This window comes from Kibdelosporangium philippinense, assembly GCF_021390435.2.
In the GTDB taxonomy this organism is placed as follows: Bacteria; Actinomycetota; Actinomycetes; order Mycobacteriales; family Pseudonocardiaceae; genus Kibdelosporangium; species Kibdelosporangium philippinense.
Window position 1 is genome coordinate 290111 of record NZ_JAJVCN010000001.1, and the last position, 17950, is coordinate 308060.

Sequence of the window (17950 nt, forward strand, 5' to 3'; positions counted from 1 at the left end):
CAACGCGCCCCTTCAGCCAAGCAATGCGGCCATTTCGGTGATGCCCAATCGGGCACCGGCGGTCTGCGCCGCGACACGTTCGGCTGGCGGCAGGATGTCGGCAAGCGGGTCGTCGACCCAGTCGAAACCCTGGCTGAGCATGGCCGACGGTAGCGTCCCGAACAGTGTGGCCTGGTGCAGCACGGCCGACTGCAACTGGATCGCGTCATGTGGACGGCCGAGCCGTGCAAGGGCGAGCGCGCCGAACCTGAAAGCGATCAACGCGTTCGGGATGTCACGTTCCCGCAGCATCACGGTTGCCGCGTGCCGCAACGCATCGAGGACCTCGTCGAGATGCTCGTCGGTGACCCGCAGCCGCACCTCGGCCATGACCAAACTGGACCATCCGGCCGTGAAGGACTGCCCGCCCTTTCTGGCCAAACTGGCCGCTTCGAGCATGGCGGGGAAGTCGCCCAAAGCGTAAGCACGAACAACAAAAGCGACCGCGCGGACTGTTTCGCAAGCCCGAACAAGCCCGGTCAGACCGTGTTCCTCAGCGATCGCAATGCCTTGCGTGGCCGCGTCAGCAGCAAGGTCGTGCTCACCCACCTCGACACCGCAGAACGCCAGATTGCAATACAACTCCGCGACATCAACCGGATCATCGACCGGCATTCGGCCCGACAGTTCGAATGCCTCGGTGACGATCTGGATCGCGCCGTCACGGTCGCCGCCGATGGCGACCAGCGCGGTCTGCGTGACCATCGCGCGCACCCGGTCGAACAGGGGAGCGCCGGGCGCCGCTCGCAACAACTCCCATGCCAGCGCGATGGCTTCCTTCTTGTGGACATATCGGGTGAACAGCAAGGCAAACAAGCCAAAAGTCCGCAACGCGGCATCAGGACAGTGTGTGCTTCCCCTCGTAGCGTGGAGACCTGAACCAAGAGAGATGATCAGGTCGTGGGAGATAAGAGGCGCCGGTTTGATCCGGAGTTTCGGGCGGGTGCGGTGCGCATCGTGTCCGAGACCGGCAAGTCGGTGGCGCAGGTCGCACGGGATCTGGGGATCAGCGCGTACACCCTGCACAACTGGGTACAGGCCGACCGGCGCCAGACCGGGCAGCCCGCAGACGGGTTGAACGAGGCCGAGCGTGCGGAGTTGGCCCGGCTGCGGGCCGAACGAGCACAGTGGGCGAAGGAGAAGGCCGAGTTGGAGATGGAGCGTGATGTGCTCAAGCGCTCCGTGGTCCTGTGGGTGAAGGACGCGATGAACCAGTGATCGTGGCGGAGTTCATCGCGTCCCAGAGGACCAAGCACGGTGTCCCGCATGCGATCGCCTGCCGGGCCTTGGAGGTCTCGCAGTCCTGGTTCTACAAGTGGATCAACCGCAAGCCCACTGCCCGTGATCAGCGGCGGGAGCAGTTGGATGAGCAGATCAGGAGGTTGTTCACTGTTTCGGGTGAGACCTATGGCAGTCCCCGGATCACCCGTGACCTGCGGGAGGCCGGCTGGAAGGTCTCGGAGAACACCGTGGCGGCGCGGATGGTCGAGCTCGGTCTGGCCGGACGACCGCCGAAACGCCGGCGGTCGCTGACCCGGCCGGGGAAACGGCCAGTGGCTCGCGATCTGGTTCGGCGGAACTTCACCGCGGTGGCACCGGATGTGTTGTGGTGCGGGGATGTCACGCAGATCGACACCGATGAGGGGCCGCTGTATCTCGCGACCACTGAGGATCTGTTCTCCCGCCGGATGCTGGGTTACGCGATGTCCGCCCACCATGACGCGGCTGTGGTGGTGGCGTCGCTGCGGATGGCCGCGACCACCCGGGGCGGGGACGTGGACGGGGTGATCTTCCATACCGACCGCGGATCGGAATACACCGCCGCAGCGACCGCGGCGGCCTGCCGGACGCTGGGTGTGGTGCAGTCGATGGGCCGGGTCGGGTCCGCATTGGACAACGCCGCGGCCGAGGCGTTCAACAGCACACTCAAGGTCGAATTCGTACACCGACACCGGTTCACTACCCGAGCTGAGGCGCGGATCAAGGTCGCGACCTGGATCGCGGACTTCTACAACACCACCCGCCGGCACAGCGCCAACGACGGCCTGGCCCCGATCCCGTTCGAGCATCAGATGGCACACGCACGAGCAGTATCAGCGACGCAGGTCAGAACCGAAGTGGCATAAACCGTCTCCACGATCTGAGGGGATTGACAAGTGCTCACGCAGATACGCCAAACCCGCGCGAATGTTCGGCAACTCGCGGCTGACGGCAGGCATGATCTGGCCCGCGCGCCTTGCGCGGACCGCGATCACCCAACGTCCGCCCAAATCCCTGACCCAACGAGCGTGTTCCTGTTGTGCCACAGCAGGATCCGGGTCGATCGACTGGCAGTAGGCACGCACGCTTTGCAACATCAGATACCGAGTGGGCATCTCCCGGGTATCGGCGACCACAACGGACCGAGTGACCAAAGAGGACAATAGCTCCAATGTCGTTTCGCTCTGCCCGGCAGGCCGGACCGCGTCAGCGGCCTCAAGCGTGAACCCGCCTTCGAAGGGCCACAGGCGAAGCAGCAACGAACGGTCCGAATCGGACAGCAGATCCACGCTCCACCCGATCGCCGCCTCAAGGGTCGCGTGCGCGGTCAACGACCCCCGAGGCACCGAACCGAGCACGGCGAACCGATCGTCGAGACGTTCAGCGATCTCGCCAAGTCCGAACATCCGCGCCCGCGCAGCGGCAAGTTCGATCGCCAGCGGCAGCCCGTCCAGCGCCACACTGATCCGGCTCGCCTGCGTCCGTTCGTCGTCGGTCGGCTGCCACCCTGGCCGAACCGCCTGCACCCGATCCACCAGCAACGCCTCGGCAAACTCCAGCGGCAACGGCTGAACCGCGACCGTGACCTCGCCATCCACCCCGAGCGGCGCACGACTCGTCGCCAAAACCCGCAGCTCAGGACAGTGCGGAAGCAACGCGACGACGAGATCGGCCACCGCCTCGACAATGTGCTCGCAGTTGTCCAGAACTAGCAGGCCAGAGCGGTCGCCGATGGCCCGGATGACCGCGGAGACGGGATCGTCCCGAACAGCGACCAGGCCGATCGCATCGGCCACGACACTGGGCAACTCACCAGATTGACGCACATCGGCCAGCCGTGCGAACCACGGATCGTCGGCATATTCGACGGCGAGCCGAGTCTTGCCGACCCCGGCCGGGCCAACCAGGCTGATCAGCCGTTGAGTGTGGAACAGGCCGTCGATGGTGTCGATTTCGGAGTGACGGCCGAGGAAAGAAGTCAGCGGCCGCCCGCTCGGCCGCTTCCGCAGAGATGGATCTTGAGCGAGCACCTGCCGTTCCAAATCCTGCAGCTCAGCGCCCAGATCAACGCCCAATTCCTCGGCAAGCACGGCCCGAGCACGCCGTAGGGCGGCCAACGCATCGCCCTGCCGTCCAACGCGGTACAAAGCGAGCACCAGCAATGCCCACCGCCGCTCCCGCAAAGGCGCCGCGCGCACGAGTTCCTCCAGGTCAGGCACGGCGCCCGTGGCATCACCGCTGGACAATCGAGCCGCAGCGCGCTCCTCAAGTGCCACCTCACGCAACTCAGTCAGGCGACCGCGGGCAGCATCAACCTCGTCCGAATCGGCAAGATCGGCATACGGTTGACCCCGCCACAGCTCCAAAGCCTCGCTCAACCCATGCATCGCCTCACCAGGCGACAACCCACGACTGACCTCGATCAACTCAGCGAACCGGGAAGCATCGACCGAACCGCGCGCGGCGTCGAACCGATAGCCCAAGCCGTCCCGTTCCAGCAGGTCACGGCCCTCAGGACCCAACGAACGACGAAGGCGGGAAACGTAGACCTGAAGTGTCGCGGCAGCTTTCGCCGGAGGCTTCGCACCCCACACCAGCTCAGCCAGCCGATCGTCGGCAACCACCTGCCCACCAGCGGAAACGAGCGCGGCGAGCAGCCTGCGCGGCAGCGAGCCGCCAAGATCCACCCTGGTATCCCCGGCGACGACCTCGATCGGTCCCAGCACCCGAACGGCGAGCACATCAGTAGCTTACGAGGCTGCCCCAATCGGTCTAATCGGTAGTTCCACTGAGTTCTACGCGGATCGCAGGGAACTAAAGTCTGCTGCCAGCCGACTACCTCAGGCGTGAAGGGCCACCACATGTTCAAGCGCATGTCCGCCGCACTGCTGCTCAGCGCGACAGCGCTACTGAGCACCGCCGCCCCTGCGCTCGCGCACACGTCGCTGAAGAGCAGCGATCCGCAGAAGAACTCGTCGATCAATACGGTGCCGTCCCAAATCCAGCTCACGTTCAGCGAGCCGGTCCAGGTCGAACCTGGCGCGGTGTCGGTCGCGGGCCCAGGCGGCGAGCAGTGGACGGTAGGGCAGGTGACGGTCGACAAAGCGGTGGTCACGGCACCAGTCACGCCAATTGGACCGGCAGGCCAGTACACGATCAATTGGCGGGTTATTTCCGGAGACGGTCATCCCCTGACCGGAAAGGTGCCATTCACCCTAACGGTGCCCGCGGCAGCGCCCACTACGACGACCCCGACCACCACCACTTCGCCACCCACGGAGACATCGGCGACCCAACCGGGCCAGAACGGATCAGCGGTAGCAACCGCGACACCAACCCCAGCTGCCCAGGAAAACGAAGACAGCGGTGGAATTCCGGCCTGGGTCTGGATTGTCGGCGCGATTGTGATTATCGGACTGGGTGTATTCGCGGGCATGAGGTTCGGAAAAGGGAAAACGGCGAAGTCCTGAGCGGCCAAGCGCTTGCTCGACACCCCTGTCGAAGGACTGAGTTGACGTTTGGGAGCAACCAAGGCTGCGTTGGCCAGCGGAAACCCGCCGAAGACCGGCCAGGGAGCTGGCCCCCGAACGGCGTGAAAAGCCCAGTCACCCCAAGCGGAGGTGCGGCCGCGGCCGCAGGCCCTGCCCGTATTTTTGGTTCTGCTTTGCGGCTGCTCGAAAAATGGACGCAGTCTCCATCGGGACCACAATGGCAGTAGCCAGGCTGTGTGCTTCACATCAAATCGCATTGTGGGGAGCGGCGCCGGGCCCGGGAATTTCGCCACCGTAGGATTCCGGTCGATGAATCTACGGGGTGAAAAACTCATATAGGGGCACACAATCCCTCATTTTGGCCTCATGGCCCGCTCACTGGTGCGCGCTCCAGCACACTGCGAATCTGGTTCCCATCTGCGGATTACCGGGTTCGTTCGAGTACTGGAGGTCGAGGTGACCAACTTCGCTGCTGTCAGCCTTCCGCGGGAAGATTTCGACTGCCTCGACAGTAACGTGAGCGCTTCCGCGGTGGTGCGGATTCCGATCAGGGCGCTGCGTGTGGCCGGGTCGCCCAGGATCGCGGGTGAGAACCTGGAACACGTCCGCGTCCTCGCCGACACGCCGGACGAACTCCCGCCGATCATCGTGCACCGGCAGACGATGCGCGTGATTGACGGGGTGCATCGCTTGCGGGCAGCCAAACTCCGCAATCAGCACGACATCGCGGTCCGCTTCTTCGACGGCGACGAAGCCGACGCGTTCGTCCTCGCGGTACGCGCGAACGTCTCGCACGGGCTGCCACTGTCCTTAGCGGAACGCAAATCTGCCGCGAAGAACATCGTGCTGAGCCATCCACATTGGTCAGACCGGTTGATCGCGAGTGTGACTGGCTTGTCTGCCAAGACAATCGGCGAGGTGCGGCGCGGTGCCAAGGTTCCGCAGCCGGATAGCCGGATTGGCCAGGATGGCAGGGTCCGCCCGATCAACAGCCTGGAGAAGCGCAGGCAGGCGATGAACCTCATGCGGCAGAACCCAAATCTGTCGCTCCGCCAAGTCGCCAAGGCCGCGGGCATCTCGCCGGAAACGGCACGAGCTGTCCGAGCCAGGTTGTTGCGCGGCGAGGATCCGACGATCCGCAAGCCGAGCAACGTCAAGAAGGTCGAAGAAAAGCGTCAGCCGCAAACCCGTGCGCCGCAACCATTGCCGCTACCGGACCGTGTGACGATCATGCGGTACCTGCGCACCGATCCGACGCTCCGGTTCTCCGAAACCGGTCGGACTTTGCTGCGCCTGCTTGACGTGCACGCGATGAGCAACGACCGATGGGCTTTGCTGGTCCGCAATGTGCCGCCGCACGCCAGGGGAACGATCGCCCAAGCGGCGCTGGAATGCGCGAGGGTCTGGCGCACGGTCGCTGAGCAGTTGGAAAGAACGGCGCCCTAGCAAGGAGAAAACACAATGGTGGGGATTCCCGCGATCGCGCCGTACCCGATGCCTGCGATCGCCGATCTGCCCCCGAACACCGCGACCTGGCTCACCGACCCCGCACGTGCGGTGTTGTTGATCCACGACATGCAGCGCTACTTCCTCCGGCCCTTCCCGGACAGCCTTGCCCACCAACTCGTCGGCAACATCGCGACGCTCGTCGACCGCTGCCGTGAGCTCCAAGTTCCGGTGGCGTACACGGCTCAACCCGGTGGCATGACGCCGCAACAACGCGGGCTGCTCAAGGACTTTTGGGGACCTGGCATGCGGGTCGAGCCGGTCGACCGTGAAGTCGTCGAACCCTTGACGCCGCAACCGGAAGACTGGGTCTTCACCAAGTGGCGCTATAGCGCGTTCCACCGCTCGAACCTGCTGGCCAGAATGCGGGAACAGCGCCGGGATCAGCTGATCATCTGCGGTGTCTACGCGCACGTCGGCGTGTTGATGAGCGCGGTCGACGCCTTCACCAACGACATCCAGGCTTTCATGGTCGCGGACGCGGTCGCTGACTTCAACGAGGACTACCACCGGATGGCCATCACGTACGCCGCCGAGCGGTGCGCGGTCGTGTTGACGACCAAGGAGGTCCTGCCGTAATGGACCTGCTCGACCGGGTACTGGCCGCCGAGCCACCGCCATTCGCTTTGCTGCACCGGCCGTCGACCATCGGCCACGACCGGCTGGACGTCTTGGTCGGCGAGGTGTCCACACCGGACAAACTAGGCGACATCCCACTCGAACCAGCCTCTGAACCCGGCCACGAAGTCCTTGTCGTAGTGCCATACCGGCAGCTGGCCGAGCGTGGATTCGACTTCCTTGACGACGGTTCGCCGTTGATCGCATTGCGGGTGACCGAGCAGGCCGTCATTCCGATGCACGAAGTGCTCGCGCGGATTCCGGTTGTCCCGATCAAGCTCGCCGGTGGACACTTCGACGTTGGCGATGAGACCTACGCCAACACTGTCCGTGCCATTGTCGAGGACGAGATCGGCGAGGGAACCGGCGCGAACTTCGTCATCAAACGTTCCTACATCGCCAACATCACCGGATACCGTGCAGCCAGCGCGCTGACCTTCTTCCGGCGGCTCTGTGAACACGAGTCGGGCGCCTACTGGACGTTCATCGTCCACACTGGAACCCACACTTTCATCGGCGCCACACCGGAAAGGCACGTCAGCTTACATGACGGCGTCGCGGTGATGAACCCGATCAGTGGCACTTATCGTTACCCGCCGACTGGGCCGACACTCGCCGGTTTGATGGAGTTCCTCAGCGATACCAAGGAAAACGACGAACTGCACATGGTCGTCGACGAGGAACTCAAGATGATGGCCCGAATCTGCGACGGTGGTGGCCGGGTCGTCGGCCCGTTCCTCAAGGAAATGGCCCGGCTCGCGCACACCGAGTACTTCATCTCCGGGAAGTCCACACGCGACCCGCGGCAGATCCTGTGGGAGACGATGTTCGCGCCAACTGTGACCGGTAGTCCACTGGAGAGCGCGTGCCGTGTGATCAGCCGGTATGAGCAGCGTGGCCGCGGTTACTACAGCGGTGTGCTCGCGTTGATCGGCCGCAATCCCGGCGGATCAAGGGCGATGGACTCCGCGATCATGATCAGGACCGCGGACATCGAGCACACCGGTCGTGTCAAGATCAGCGTAGGCGCGACGCTTGTCCGGCACTCGGATCCATTGTCCGAAGTGGAGGAAACGCGCGCGAAGGCTGCTGGGCTGCTTGCCGCGTTCGATGTCGGGAAACGTAACCAGTTCAGCGACGATCCCGATGTGCAGGCAGCCTTACAGCAGCGAACCACCGGCCTGGCGGACTTCTGGCTCGACGGAACCCTCGCGGCACTGCCGGATCCAGGTCTGCATGGCCTGGAAGTGCTGGTTGTCGACGCCGAGGACACATTCACCGCGATGATCGCGCACCAGCTGCGCTCGCTCGGCCTTTGTGTGCGGGTCAAACGTTTCGACGAACCGTACACATGGGACAACGCCGACCTCGTCGTGATGGGTCCCGGCCCAGGAGATCCGTTGGACATGGCGCATCCGCGGATCGCTCACCTGCACAACGCGATCGGCCAGCTGCTGACCGAGCGCCGCAAGTTCGTCGCGGTCTGCTTGAGCCATCAGGTACTCAGCCGCCAGCTCGGGCTGAACGTGTATCGCTGTGACGTGTCCAATCAGGGCACTCAGAAGGAGATCGACCTGTTCGGTGACCACGAGGTTGTCGGCTTCTACAACGCCTTCGCTGCCCGAAGCGATGAGGACAAGGTCGGCGAGGTCGAGATCTGCCGCGATGTCAGCACGGGCGAGGTCCATGCCTTGCGCGGACCGCACTTCGCGTCGATGCAGTTCCACGCCGAGTCCGTGCTGACCCTCGACGGGCCGCGCATCCTGGCCACCCGGATCAAGGAGGTGCTCGACCGATGAAAGCGACAATCGCCTGGTGGGACCTGACCCATTCGACCCAGACCATCGACTCCTTGCGGGATTACCTGCGCAACGAAGGCGTCAAACCCTGGGCGGACGTGCCCGGCCTGCGTCTGAAGGTCTGGATCGCCGACCACGCGGGCAACAGGTGGGGCGCGGTGATGTTGTGGGACACCCCACCCGCCCCTGACCAGCAATTACCCCCGCACAAAGCAGCCGAGTTGATCGGCTACCCGCCGACCGAGCGAATCCGGTTCGACGTCGAGGCCAGCGTCGACGGCGGGGTGGTGGAGCTGCCGTGACTGAGTTCGATCACCCACCCGCCGACCCGATGGAGTTGTTCGCCGCCTGGTTCGCAGCGGCGAAGGAGGCAGTCCGCGAGCCGGGCGTGGTGGCCCTGGCCACGGCAAATGCCGACGGCGTGGTGTCCAACCGAATCGTGCAAACGATCAAGCTCACGGACACCGGCTGGGTGTTCACGAGCCACGCAGGCAGCCAAAAAGGCCAGGACATCGCGGCGACCGGGTGGGCATCGGGGGTGTTCTACTGGCGCGAGACGAGCCAGCAACTGATCATTGCCGGGCAGGTGGCCCGACTGTCCGATGAGGACTGCGACGAGCTGTGGTTCGCCCGCGATCCCAGCACGCACCCGATGTCCGTCGCCGCTTCCCAGAGCGCCTTGCTTGAGGACGAGGAGGCCTTGCGGGCCCGCGCCCAGCAGCTGGCCGACAGCGCGCAAACGCTTGCGCGCCCGGTCGAGTGGCTGGGCTACGAGCTGGTCCCATCCATCGTCGAGTTCTGGAAAGGCAGCAAGGACAGGCTGCACCGACGGCTGAGATACGACCGAAACGGCCACGGCTGGACAAGCCGCCGCCTACAGCCCTAGAAGTACCGGCACGTGGCGAACTTCGAACCGCCGTGTCCACCGTTCCGGAACACCGTGTCGACCGTTGCGGAACACCGTGTCGACCATTCCGGAACACCGTGTCGACCATTCCTGCACAGGTCAGCTGATGGCTCCAACTCCGGAGGGAGGGAGCCCGTGCATCGGCGTCACGTCGGCGTCTAGATCAGCATTGTCCCCCGCGCGATCACGACGGCCTGGCCTGACACTTCGACAAGGCCAATCTCGTTCGCGGCGCCAGTTACCTGCGCGTACATCTTCGACGTCCGACCCATCTCAACCCCTTGCTGGACCTCGATCCTCGTCCCGAACGGCACAAGGCCGTGCCTGCCGAGGTGGATCGCGAGCGGTCCGGCGGCCGATCCGGTCGCCGCGTCCTCCGCGACACCGTAAGCGGGGGAGAACATCCGCATCCGCCACTCGGATCCCGCGCCCGCGAAGCAGTTCGCGGCCATGTCCAAGTGGTCGGCCAGCATCAGCAGATCTGGCCGGAGCGCCGACAACGCCCGAACATTGGGCAGACCGACGAATACGTGCCGGGGCCCGTTCCGGTATACCTCAATCGGCAGGGTTGAGGTTTCCAAGCCGAGGGCTTCGAGTAAATGCGGGGCTTTCTCGTACGGCTGCCATTCTGGAATCGGCTGCCGCATTCGTGCCCATTGCACTTTTCCGTCGACTCGATCCAATTCGAACGGGACGAGACCCATGCCGGTTTCCATGATTATGCTGATCTTGTCGGTCAGCTCGCCGATGACGAACGCCGTGCCCATCGTCGGGTGTCCGGCGAACGGCAGCTCGTTGACCGGCGTGAAGATCCGAAGCCGCACGTCGCCGCCACTTTCTGGCGGCATCACGAACACCGTCTCCGACAGGTTCAGCTCGCGTGCGATCCGCTGCATCCGCTCGGCCGGGATATCGGCTGCGTCCAGGAAAACGGCGAGCGGGTTGCCTTCGAGCATGGTGTCGGTGAATACGTCAGCGACCACGTAGTCATGCATTCTTCGACGCTAGCTTCGCGGTCCGGCGCATGTCCAACTCCGTGGTTGGACATGGTTTGACAATTTTACCGGCCAGTCGTTACCAATAGTCCGGAGGTCCGAAATGAATGACACTGAGCTGCGGCGAATCCATCGCGCGGTCGTCGAGGACTACCTGGGCAGGCAGGGCGAGAACCGGCTGACCCGCTACCTGCTCTTCACACCGGACGGCAGCGCCGGACTGTACACAGGGGACACCGGGCAGCCGATCGTGTCGGTCGGCCACGAGAAACTCAAGGCGCACGGCGAATGGTCGCTGCGGATGTTCCCCGACTGGGTCTGGTTCAACATCGAGATCTTCGAAACCCAGGACCCGAACCGGTTCTGGGCCGAATGCGACGGCGAAGGCAAGATCCTCTACCCGGCCTACCCGCCCGGCCACTACCGCAACCACTTCATCCACTCCTTCGACCTGCGTGACGGCAAAATCGCCGTCCAGCGCGAGTTCATGAACCCGTTCAACCAGCTCAGGGCGCTTGGCATCGAGGTACCGGTGATCAACCGCGGCGGCATCCCGACATAGGAGTCTGTTGTGCAGGTCGACTTGAAGGCGGCCACCGAGGCCGTCGAACTGATCACCGGCGGCTGGCGCGCGCAGTGCCTGCACACGGCCGTCAAACTCGGCATCCCTGACCTGATCGAAGACGGCAAGACCACGAATGCCCAGCTCGCCGAGGCCACCGGCGCGGTCGAAGAAGGCATCCACCGGCTGATGCGCCTGCTGGTCGCGGTCGGGGTCTTCGAAGGCGATAGCGTGCAGGGATACCGCAACACTCCGGTGAGCTCGGTGCTGTTGAACAATCCTGACTCGTTGCGGGACATGTGCCTGTTGTATGGCGAGGAGTTCTACACCGCCTGGGGGCATGCCGTTGAGTGCATCAAGACGCTCACTGCCGGGTTCGAGATCGCTTACGGTTCACCGCTTTATACGTATCTCGGCGAGGATCCGGGAGCTACAAAGCGTTTTCAGCTCGCGATGAAGGCCGGGAACCTGTTCTTCGACTACGTCCCAGATGTCGTCGATCTTTCTGGGAAGACCTTTGTGGACGTTGGTGGCGGCCCTGGTCAGCTGACCGCGGCGATTCTGTCCGCGGTTTCGAGCGCGCGGGCGAAGTTGCTGGATCGTGAGCACGTGATTCCGGTGGCACGGCAGAACTTGGCAGCTTTCGACCGGGTCGAGTTGTTCTCCGGCGACATGTTCGCGGCGGTGCCGGAGGGCGGGGACGTGTACTTCCTGTGCCGCGTGCTGGCTGGGTGGAGTGACGACTCGATTGTCGGGGTCTTCGAGAACTGTCGCAAGGTGATGAACCCTGATGGACGGTTGATCATCTTGGAACGGGTCGTTGTGGACTCGGGTTCCACGATGTTGCCCGCTTTGTGGGACTTGCATTTGCTGATGACCAACGGCGGCAGGCATCGGACGGTCGAGAAGTTCACGTCCCTTTTGCAGCGTGCAGGTCTTGAGGTCGAGCGGGTCGCGGACCTGCCGGTGGAGACCACCGCCATCATCGCAAGGCCGCGTTGACATGTGCGGCATCGCGGGCTGGGTTTCCTACACGGCCGACCTCACGACTCGGCGGTCCGTTGTGGACGACATGACGGCCACGATGTCCTGTCGCGGGCCTGATGCATCTGGGACTTGGATTCGGCGGCATGTGGGTCTCGGGCACTGTCGGCTGGCGATCATTGACCTTCCCGGCGGCCAGCAACCGATGACTGTGGACACTCCTCGCGGCGCTGTGACATTGGTGTACAGCGGGGAGACGTACAACTTCACCGAGCTGCGGCGCGCTTTGGAAGGCTTGGGGCACAAGTTCCGGACTTCCAGCGATACCGAGGTTGTGCTGCATGCGTACCTTGAGTGGGACGCTGGTCTGGCGTCGCGGTTGAATGGGATGTACGCGTTCGCCATCTGGGACGAGCGGGATCAGAAGCTGGTGATGGTCCGGGATCGGCTGGGTATCAAGCCGTTCTACTACTATCCGACGCCGGATGGCGTCCTTTTTGGATCCGAACCGAAGGCGATCCTCGCCAACCCGGATGTTCCCCGGATTGTGGACATGGATGGCTTGCGTGAACTCGTTGCTTTCACTCAGGCGCCGCGTTGGGCGCTGTGGAAGGGCATGTACGAGGTCGAGCCTGGCCAGATTCTGACGGTGTCTCGTGCTGGTATCACGGCGCGGACATACTGGCGGCTGGAACCCAAGCCGCACAGTGACTCCCTTGAGGACACTGTCGGGAATGTTCGAGAGCTGCTGACTGACATTGTTGAACGGCAGTTGGTCGCTGACGTGCCGCGGTGTGTCTTGTTGTCAGGTGGTTTGGATTCCAGTGCCATCACCGGTTTGGCTTCGTCCTTTTTGGGCTCCGAACTCCGCACCTTCTCGGTCGACTTCATCGGCAGGGAGGAGACGTTCCGGGCTGATGAGGCTCGTGACACCCCGGACACGCCGTTCATCCGTGACGTCGTTTCGATGGTCAACTCTCAGCACAAGTTCGTCACGCTGTCGTCGGCTTTGCTCTGCGATCCCGGGCTGCGCCGCAAGGTCATCGCGGCAAGGGACATGCCCATCGGTTTCGGCGAGATGGACACTTCGCTGTACCTGCTGTTCGAGTCGATCAGGGCTGAGTCCACTGTGGCCTTGTCTGGCGAGTCGGCTGATGAGGTCTTCGGCGGTTACCGCTGGTTCCACGATCCGTTCGTGGTGGGTACGGACAACTTCCCGTGGCTGGTCTACCAAAGCGCCATGAGTGGCGATCGTGCGGCGCTGATGTGCCCGCATCTCCGCGGTCACCTGGACATTCCCGGCTACATGGCCGCGCAGTACTCGGATGCCGTCGCCGCCGTCGAGCACCTTGACTCGGACTCCGACTTCGAGCGTCGCATGCGGACCATCTCGTACCTGCATCTCACGCGGTTTGTCCGGATGATGCTCGACCGCAAGGACCGGATCTCGATGGCCGTTGGCCTGGAAGTCCGCGTGCCGTTCTGCGATCACCGGCTCGTCGAATACGTCTACAATGCACCGTGGGCGCTGAAGTCCTTCGACGGCAGGGAGAAGAGCCTGCTGCGACACGCCACCTCGCACGTCGTGCCCGGATCGGTCCAGAACAGACTGAAGGCGTCGTACCCGTCCACTCAGGACCCTCGGTACAACACCGAACTGCAGTCCCAGGTCAAGGAAGTGCTCGCTGATCGTGACCACCTGGCGATGTCCTTGATCGACTGGGACTGGCTGACCGACGCGATCGCCATGGACCCTGCTTCGATGCCGAGCAATGTCCGTAGGGGCATCGATCGGATCCTTGATCTGTACCACTGGGCCGACATGTACAACCCGATAATCGATCGCCCCGATTAGTACGCTGGGGGACGTGACCGATCAACTCGAACACATTGAGGACGTTCCGGTATTCGTACTCGGCTCGGACGGCCCACCCGTGGCAGGAGAGAACGACGCGATGGATCTTATCGTCGCCGCTGGGCACTACGGCGCCGACGCCAAGTGGGCGGTCGTGCCGACCAGTCGGCTGTGTTCGGATTTCTTCACCCTGAGCTCCGGGTTCGCCGGGATGATCGCCCAGAAGTTCACCAGCTACGGCGTGGGCCTCGCGATCCTCGGCGACGTGTCGGGGTACGAAAGCAAGCCCTTCCAGGACTGGGTCCGTGAGACCAACAAAGGGCGGCATGTCTGGTTCGTTCGGGACATGGACGAGCTCGCGGGCCTGTTGCGCCGCTGAGGCGACCAGAGGCAGAGTAAGGCGTGGCCCAATGGCACGAGTTCGTCGACCCGGCGGACGTCACCGAACAACAGAGACTGGCGCTGCTCGAGCAGGTCTTCGACCCGATCAGCATCCGTAACCTCGATCGGATCGGAATCCAGCCTTCGTGGTCTTGCCTTGAGGTAGGGGCGGGCGCGGGTTCTATTGCCCGCGCCTTGGCTTCACGTGCCGGTTCGGTCGTGGTGACCGATCTGACCATCGAGTTGTTGACGCCTTTGACGTCGCTGGGGGTCACGGTGCTTCGCCATGACGTGCTGGTCGACGATGCTCCTGGCGAGTTCGACTTCATTCATTGCCGGTATGTGCTTGAGCATCTGCCAGCTCGGCAGAGGGCTTTGGAGCGCATGGTCTCCTGGCTGAAGCCTGGTGGGACGTTGCTGGTTGAGGGTGGCGCTCCGACGCCGTCGTTGTCCAGTCGCACTGTGGTTGGCCGTGCCATGTCCGCAGGGCTGGCCATTTATGGCCGGGGTTTGGGCTCGGAGCCTGAATGGGTTCGTACGCTCCCGCAGCCTTTGATTGCCGCAGGGCTGGTTGATTGCGGCGCTGAACTCTGTGCCCCGCCGGTGTTGGGCGGTACGGCGATGGCCAATTGGGTAAGCGCCACAATGCAACTCACGGACTCGCGAGCCGTCGAGGCTGGGCTGATCACGTGGGAAGAGCTGACTGAAGCTCATGCGGCCTACCGTGACCCATCCTTTGTGGACTACACGTGGCTCGGGATCGCCGCCTGGGGTCAGAAGGGCGGGACGTCGTAGCGCGCCGGACCGGAGATGACGGTCCGATTGGCAGGCGTACGAAAGACAAGGGTGCCGGGTAGCGGTTGGTCTAGTTGCCAGCCGCTGCGCACCCGCATCAGGTTGTGCCGCTTGCAGTGGGTGGCAAGGTTGCCTTCGCCCGTAATTCCTCCGCTGGCGTAGCTTTTCGTGTGGTCGGCTTCGCAGTGTTCAGCGGGGACTTCACAGCCAGGTTGACGGCAGACCTTGTCCCTGGCCTGGATGTGCCGCCGTAGCCCCGGCGTCGGGACACGTTTGCGGCTGACTTCAAGCACTTGCCCGACCGGATCGGTGATGACACGCCGCCATGTGGCATTTTTGGCGAGTTCGCGCGCGTACTCAGCGGAACGAGGACGTTGACGTTGACCGCCGCCCGTTTGCCCGACTTGCCCATGACGAGATCCATGAAAACATCGGCCCGACACTGAGCAAGACTGCGCTCAGGAGTTTTCGCTTGGTTGGCCAGAAGATTGATCTGGTCGTAGGCAGCCTGTGCCTCGTGCGGCTCAAGAATGACGTCCAAGCACGCCATACCGTCCGGTCGGTCGGTACCGATGACGTTGCGATCGGCCTTGGCGAACTGGCGACGTTGCTCGGCATCGGGATCGGCTCGAAGAACCTCGCGCTTGATGCCCAGTTTGAACCGCAGGAGGCTCTCCTGCCTCCCATCATCCAGAACACGCTTTTCAACCTCGCTTGCCTGGTGCAGCTCCAGTTCGGCGGTTGCATCATGCATGGCCTTGGCGCGCATGTAATCGATCTCGCCAGCGGCCAATGCGTCGACAGTGTTGGGTAGCCGAGCCGCCATTGTCTTCGCCTGGCAGAGTTTCCTGGCTGCTGTAGTTGGGCTCATGCACAACTCAAGGGCTATTTCTTCGGCAGCGCCATCGCCTATGTGAATCCCGGGACGCTTTGGTAGCCGAAGTTCGGTGAAGCGGGCCAGGCCCTGGATTAGTTTGCCCTGGGAGCTACATTCGGCTTGATAGTGGTAATTGATGAAATTGAGCAGTTGCTCGTCGTTCATTTCGGCTAGTGGGATGTCTGGAGGTTCTTCCGGTTTTCGAACAAACATCAGAAGTTGTTCGCTCATGTGTTCAGTTTACCGGAAGTTCTGTCAAGAAACGTCGCCAGATTGGGTGAATGCTGGTGGTTGCTTTGCGCTGTTTATCGAATATGACTGTTTGCTTTAGCGCTGCTGGTTACGTTGGAGTTCGGCTTCCAGCTCGATGCTTCGGTTTCAGCGCTGGTTGCCCTGTGTTGGTTACGTTCCAGCCAGGTCAAGGTTGATTTCCAGCGCGAAGAAGTAGGCCGGAAAAAGGAACGTCGAAAAAGGTGGGCACAGAGCGGCGCCGATTTTACATGGGGTAGCGGCGTGCTCAAACTTGCGGTGAGGGGAGGCCCCTCGCGCCACAAAGAAGGGCAGCGGCATTCGGTTGGGGGTCTACACCTTTCCTCCCCGCGCACGCCGCGAGGGGGTCCCGTGTCAAATCGGCGCCGCCCCAGCCAGCTGTACTAGGTACCTGTCGTTACCCGCGCCGCCCGCAAAAGCGAGATCGGCCCACTGTGCCCGTGGCCCCAGCCACTACGTACACAGTGGACCGATCGTGGAATCGCTCCCAGACCTCACTGCCCGGAAAGGTCCAGCACCACCCGGTCACCCCGAGCAAGCACCCGTGTCCGCTCCAAAGGCGTATCCTGATCATCCAAAGCTATCTTGTGCCACGCGAGCATTGGCTGAACCTGGCTCAAGTCCAGCAACCGGGCCTCGGCTGGCGTGGCTGTCGAGAGCTGGATCCGGGTGTCCACCCTGGACGTACGCTCGGAGAACCACCGCAGGGCACTTGGCGCCCCTGGGGTTTCGGACAGCCTGGCGACCGGGATATGCCGCGAAACCAGGCCAAATGGCCTGTGGTCCACCAGCAACAGCCTGCCGATGTTCAGTACCAGATCCCCGGTGTCGATCCCGAGGTCCGCGGCGACGTCTTCTTCCGCTTCGACCACATCCCTGACCACGTGCACGTGCCCGAAGCCCGCTCCAGGGGTCGTTGGATCAAGGTCAAGGCCATCCGGGGTGATCCGGCAGAGCAGCTTCGACTCCGCCACGTACGTCCCGCTTCCCCTTCGGCGCGAGACCTTTCCGGCGAGGGTCAGCTCGTCCACGGCGTGCCGCAACGTCATTCGCGCGATCTCGAGGCGCTCTGACAGGACTCGCTCCGATGGCAGCGCTGATCCTGGTTCAAGGTTGTCGATCAGCGTGACCAGTTCTTTCTTCGCGCGCTCGGCCGCCGACTCCTGTGCGTCTTCGCCTCCGGCCGGGACTGCCTGCAGCAGGGGAACGCGGGCACCATCCCAGGTCATGGCGAGTCTGCGGTTGCCGAGTGGTGCCGAGAGTTTCACGGTTCGGGTCGAACGGACCAGCCGGGCGTCACCTTCTCGTTGCACGCCTATCCGGATCACTTCGACGAGGACTGACCGCGAGTTCTCAGTCACTGAGATATCGGCGATCCGCTCGTTCTGCTTGTGCGGGACGTGCACGACGAGTGTGCGGCCACGGTCGGCGGTCGACCACAGGCCGAGCGCGGGCGGCTGGCCGTGGCCTGTCTGTACCGCACCAGCTGCTTCGGAGAGAGTGAGCGACACGGGGAACTCCTTGGGGGACCTGACGGCTACTCAGGACAGGATTACCTGACCGGTCGGTCTACTGGAATCAGTCTTGCCCGAAAGACTCCCGAGCCGTGCG

At 63.3% G+C, this 17950-nt stretch carries 18 protein-coding genes; 13 read left to right on the forward strand and 5 right to left on the reverse strand.

Annotated elements, in window-relative coordinates; genetic code table 11:
- Nucleotides 1-12 precede the first annotated feature (12 nt).
- Nucleotides 13-855 carry a hypothetical protein gene (locus LWC34_RS01395; RefSeq protein WP_233722567.1) on the reverse strand — a complete coding sequence of 281 codons (843 nt, stop codon included), beginning with the start codon at nucleotides 853-855 and terminating at the stop codon, nucleotides 13-15.
- An 84-nt stretch (nucleotides 856-939) separates the two neighbouring features.
- Here LWC34_RS01395 and LWC34_RS01400 point away from each other — a divergent pair, with 84 nt between their 5' ends.
- Both LWC34_RS01400 and LWC34_RS01405 read left to right on the forward strand, forming a co-directional pair.
- Nucleotides 940-1257 carry a transposase gene (locus tag LWC34_RS01400; protein WP_233722568.1) on the forward strand — a complete coding sequence of 106 codons (318 nt, stop codon included), beginning with the start codon at nucleotides 940-942 and terminating at the stop codon, nucleotides 1255-1257.
- The gene (locus LWC34_RS01405; protein WP_233722569.1) at nucleotides 1254-2165 is read left to right on the forward strand and encodes an IS3 family transposase; all 912 of its coding nucleotides are present in this window, start codon (nucleotides 1254-1256) and stop codon (nucleotides 2163-2165) included. Before LWC34_RS01400 ends, LWC34_RS01405 begins: the two co-directional genes overlap by 4 nt.
- Here LWC34_RS01405 and LWC34_RS01410 read toward each other — a convergent pair.
- Nucleotides 2133-4040, reverse strand: a complete 1908-nt coding sequence (locus LWC34_RS01410; protein ID WP_233722570.1) for an AfsR/SARP family transcriptional regulator — start codon at nucleotides 4038-4040, stop codon at nucleotides 2133-2135. The genes LWC34_RS01405 and LWC34_RS01410 overlap by 33 nt on opposite strands.
- A 132-nt stretch (nucleotides 4041-4172) precedes the next feature.
- Between LWC34_RS01410 and LWC34_RS01415 the strand changes: the two genes are divergently transcribed.
- The 6 genes from LWC34_RS01415 (at nucleotide 4173) to phzG (ending at nucleotide 9599) form a co-directional block, all read left to right on the forward strand.
- Nucleotides 4173-4769, forward strand: a complete 597-nt coding sequence (locus LWC34_RS01415) for a copper resistance CopC family protein (protein WP_233722571.1) — start codon at nucleotides 4173-4175, stop codon at nucleotides 4767-4769.
- 477 nt (nucleotides 4770-5246) lie between these two features.
- Nucleotides 5247-6236: a ParB/RepB/Spo0J family partition protein gene (locus LWC34_RS01420; protein ID WP_233722572.1), complete on the forward strand. Its 990-nt coding sequence runs from the start codon at nucleotides 5247-5249 to the stop codon at nucleotides 6234-6236.
- A gap of 15 nt (nucleotides 6237-6251) precedes the next feature.
- A complete protein-coding gene (locus LWC34_RS01425; protein WP_233722573.1) occupies nucleotides 6252-6875 on the forward strand; it encodes an isochorismatase family protein in 624 nt (207 codons plus the stop codon).
- Entirely contained in the window at nucleotides 6875-8713 is a 1839-nt protein-coding gene (locus tag LWC34_RS01430; RefSeq protein WP_233722574.1) for an anthranilate synthase family protein, read from the forward strand. Before LWC34_RS01425 ends, LWC34_RS01430 begins: the two co-directional genes overlap by 1 nt.
- On the forward strand, nucleotides 8710-9015 hold the full coding sequence (locus LWC34_RS01435) for a hypothetical protein (RefSeq protein ID WP_233722575.1): 306 nt from the start codon (nucleotides 8710-8712) through the stop codon (nucleotides 9013-9015). The genes LWC34_RS01430 and LWC34_RS01435 overlap by 4 nt, the downstream gene beginning before the upstream one ends.
- Complete coding sequence (gene phzG, locus LWC34_RS01440) at nucleotides 9012-9599, forward strand: phenazine biosynthesis FMN-dependent oxidase PhzG (protein ID WP_233722576.1); 588 nt, start codon at nucleotides 9012-9014, stop codon at nucleotides 9597-9599. The genes LWC34_RS01435 and phzG overlap by 4 nt, the downstream gene beginning before the upstream one ends.
- A 179-nt stretch (nucleotides 9600-9778) precedes the next feature.
- On the opposite strand, the gene LWC34_RS01445 is transcribed toward phzG, so the two are convergent.
- Complete coding sequence (locus LWC34_RS01445; protein WP_233722577.1) at nucleotides 9779-10615, reverse strand: PhzF family phenazine biosynthesis protein; 837 nt, start codon at nucleotides 10613-10615, stop codon at nucleotides 9779-9781.
- A gap of 103 nt (nucleotides 10616-10718) precedes the next feature.
- On the opposite strand from LWC34_RS01445, the gene LWC34_RS01450 reads away from it, so the two are divergent.
- The 5 genes from LWC34_RS01450 to LWC34_RS01470 are packed head-to-tail and all read left to right on the forward strand — an operon-like array spanning nucleotide 10719 to nucleotide 15192.
- Entirely contained in the window at nucleotides 10719-11177 is a 459-nt protein-coding gene (locus tag LWC34_RS01450) for a PhzA/PhzB family protein (protein WP_233722578.1), read from the forward strand.
- A 9-nt stretch (nucleotides 11178-11186) separates the two neighbouring features.
- Nucleotides 11187-12179 (forward strand): methyltransferase, encoded by a 993-nt coding sequence (locus LWC34_RS01455; protein WP_233722579.1) that lies wholly within the window; start codon nucleotides 11187-11189, stop codon nucleotides 12177-12179.
- 1 nt (nucleotide 12180) lies between these two features.
- Nucleotides 12181-14016: an asparagine synthase (glutamine-hydrolyzing) gene (gene asnB / locus LWC34_RS01460; RefSeq protein WP_233722580.1), complete on the forward strand. Its 1836-nt coding sequence runs from the start codon at nucleotides 12181-12183 to the stop codon at nucleotides 14014-14016.
- Nucleotides 14017-14029: 13 nt separating this feature from the next.
- Nucleotides 14030-14395 carry a DUF4180 domain-containing protein gene (locus LWC34_RS01465; protein WP_233722581.1) on the forward strand — a complete coding sequence of 122 codons (366 nt, stop codon included), beginning with the start codon at nucleotides 14030-14032 and terminating at the stop codon, nucleotides 14393-14395.
- A 23-nt stretch (nucleotides 14396-14418) separates the two neighbouring features.
- Entirely contained in the window at nucleotides 14419-15192 is a 774-nt protein-coding gene (locus LWC34_RS01470; protein ID WP_233722582.1) for a class I SAM-dependent methyltransferase, read from the forward strand.
- Between the two features lie 97 nt (nucleotides 15193-15289).
- On the opposite strand, the gene LWC34_RS01475 is transcribed toward LWC34_RS01470, so the two are convergent.
- Nucleotides 15290-16300, reverse strand: a complete 1011-nt coding sequence (locus tag LWC34_RS01475; RefSeq protein ID WP_233722583.1) for a DUF222 domain-containing protein — start codon at nucleotides 16298-16300, stop codon at nucleotides 15290-15292.
- 533 nt (nucleotides 16301-16833) lie between these two features.
- Entirely contained in the window at nucleotides 16834-17850 is a 1017-nt protein-coding gene (locus LWC34_RS01480) for a GntR family transcriptional regulator (RefSeq protein WP_233722584.1), read from the reverse strand.
- Between the last annotated feature and the right edge of the window lie 100 nt (nucleotides 17851-17950).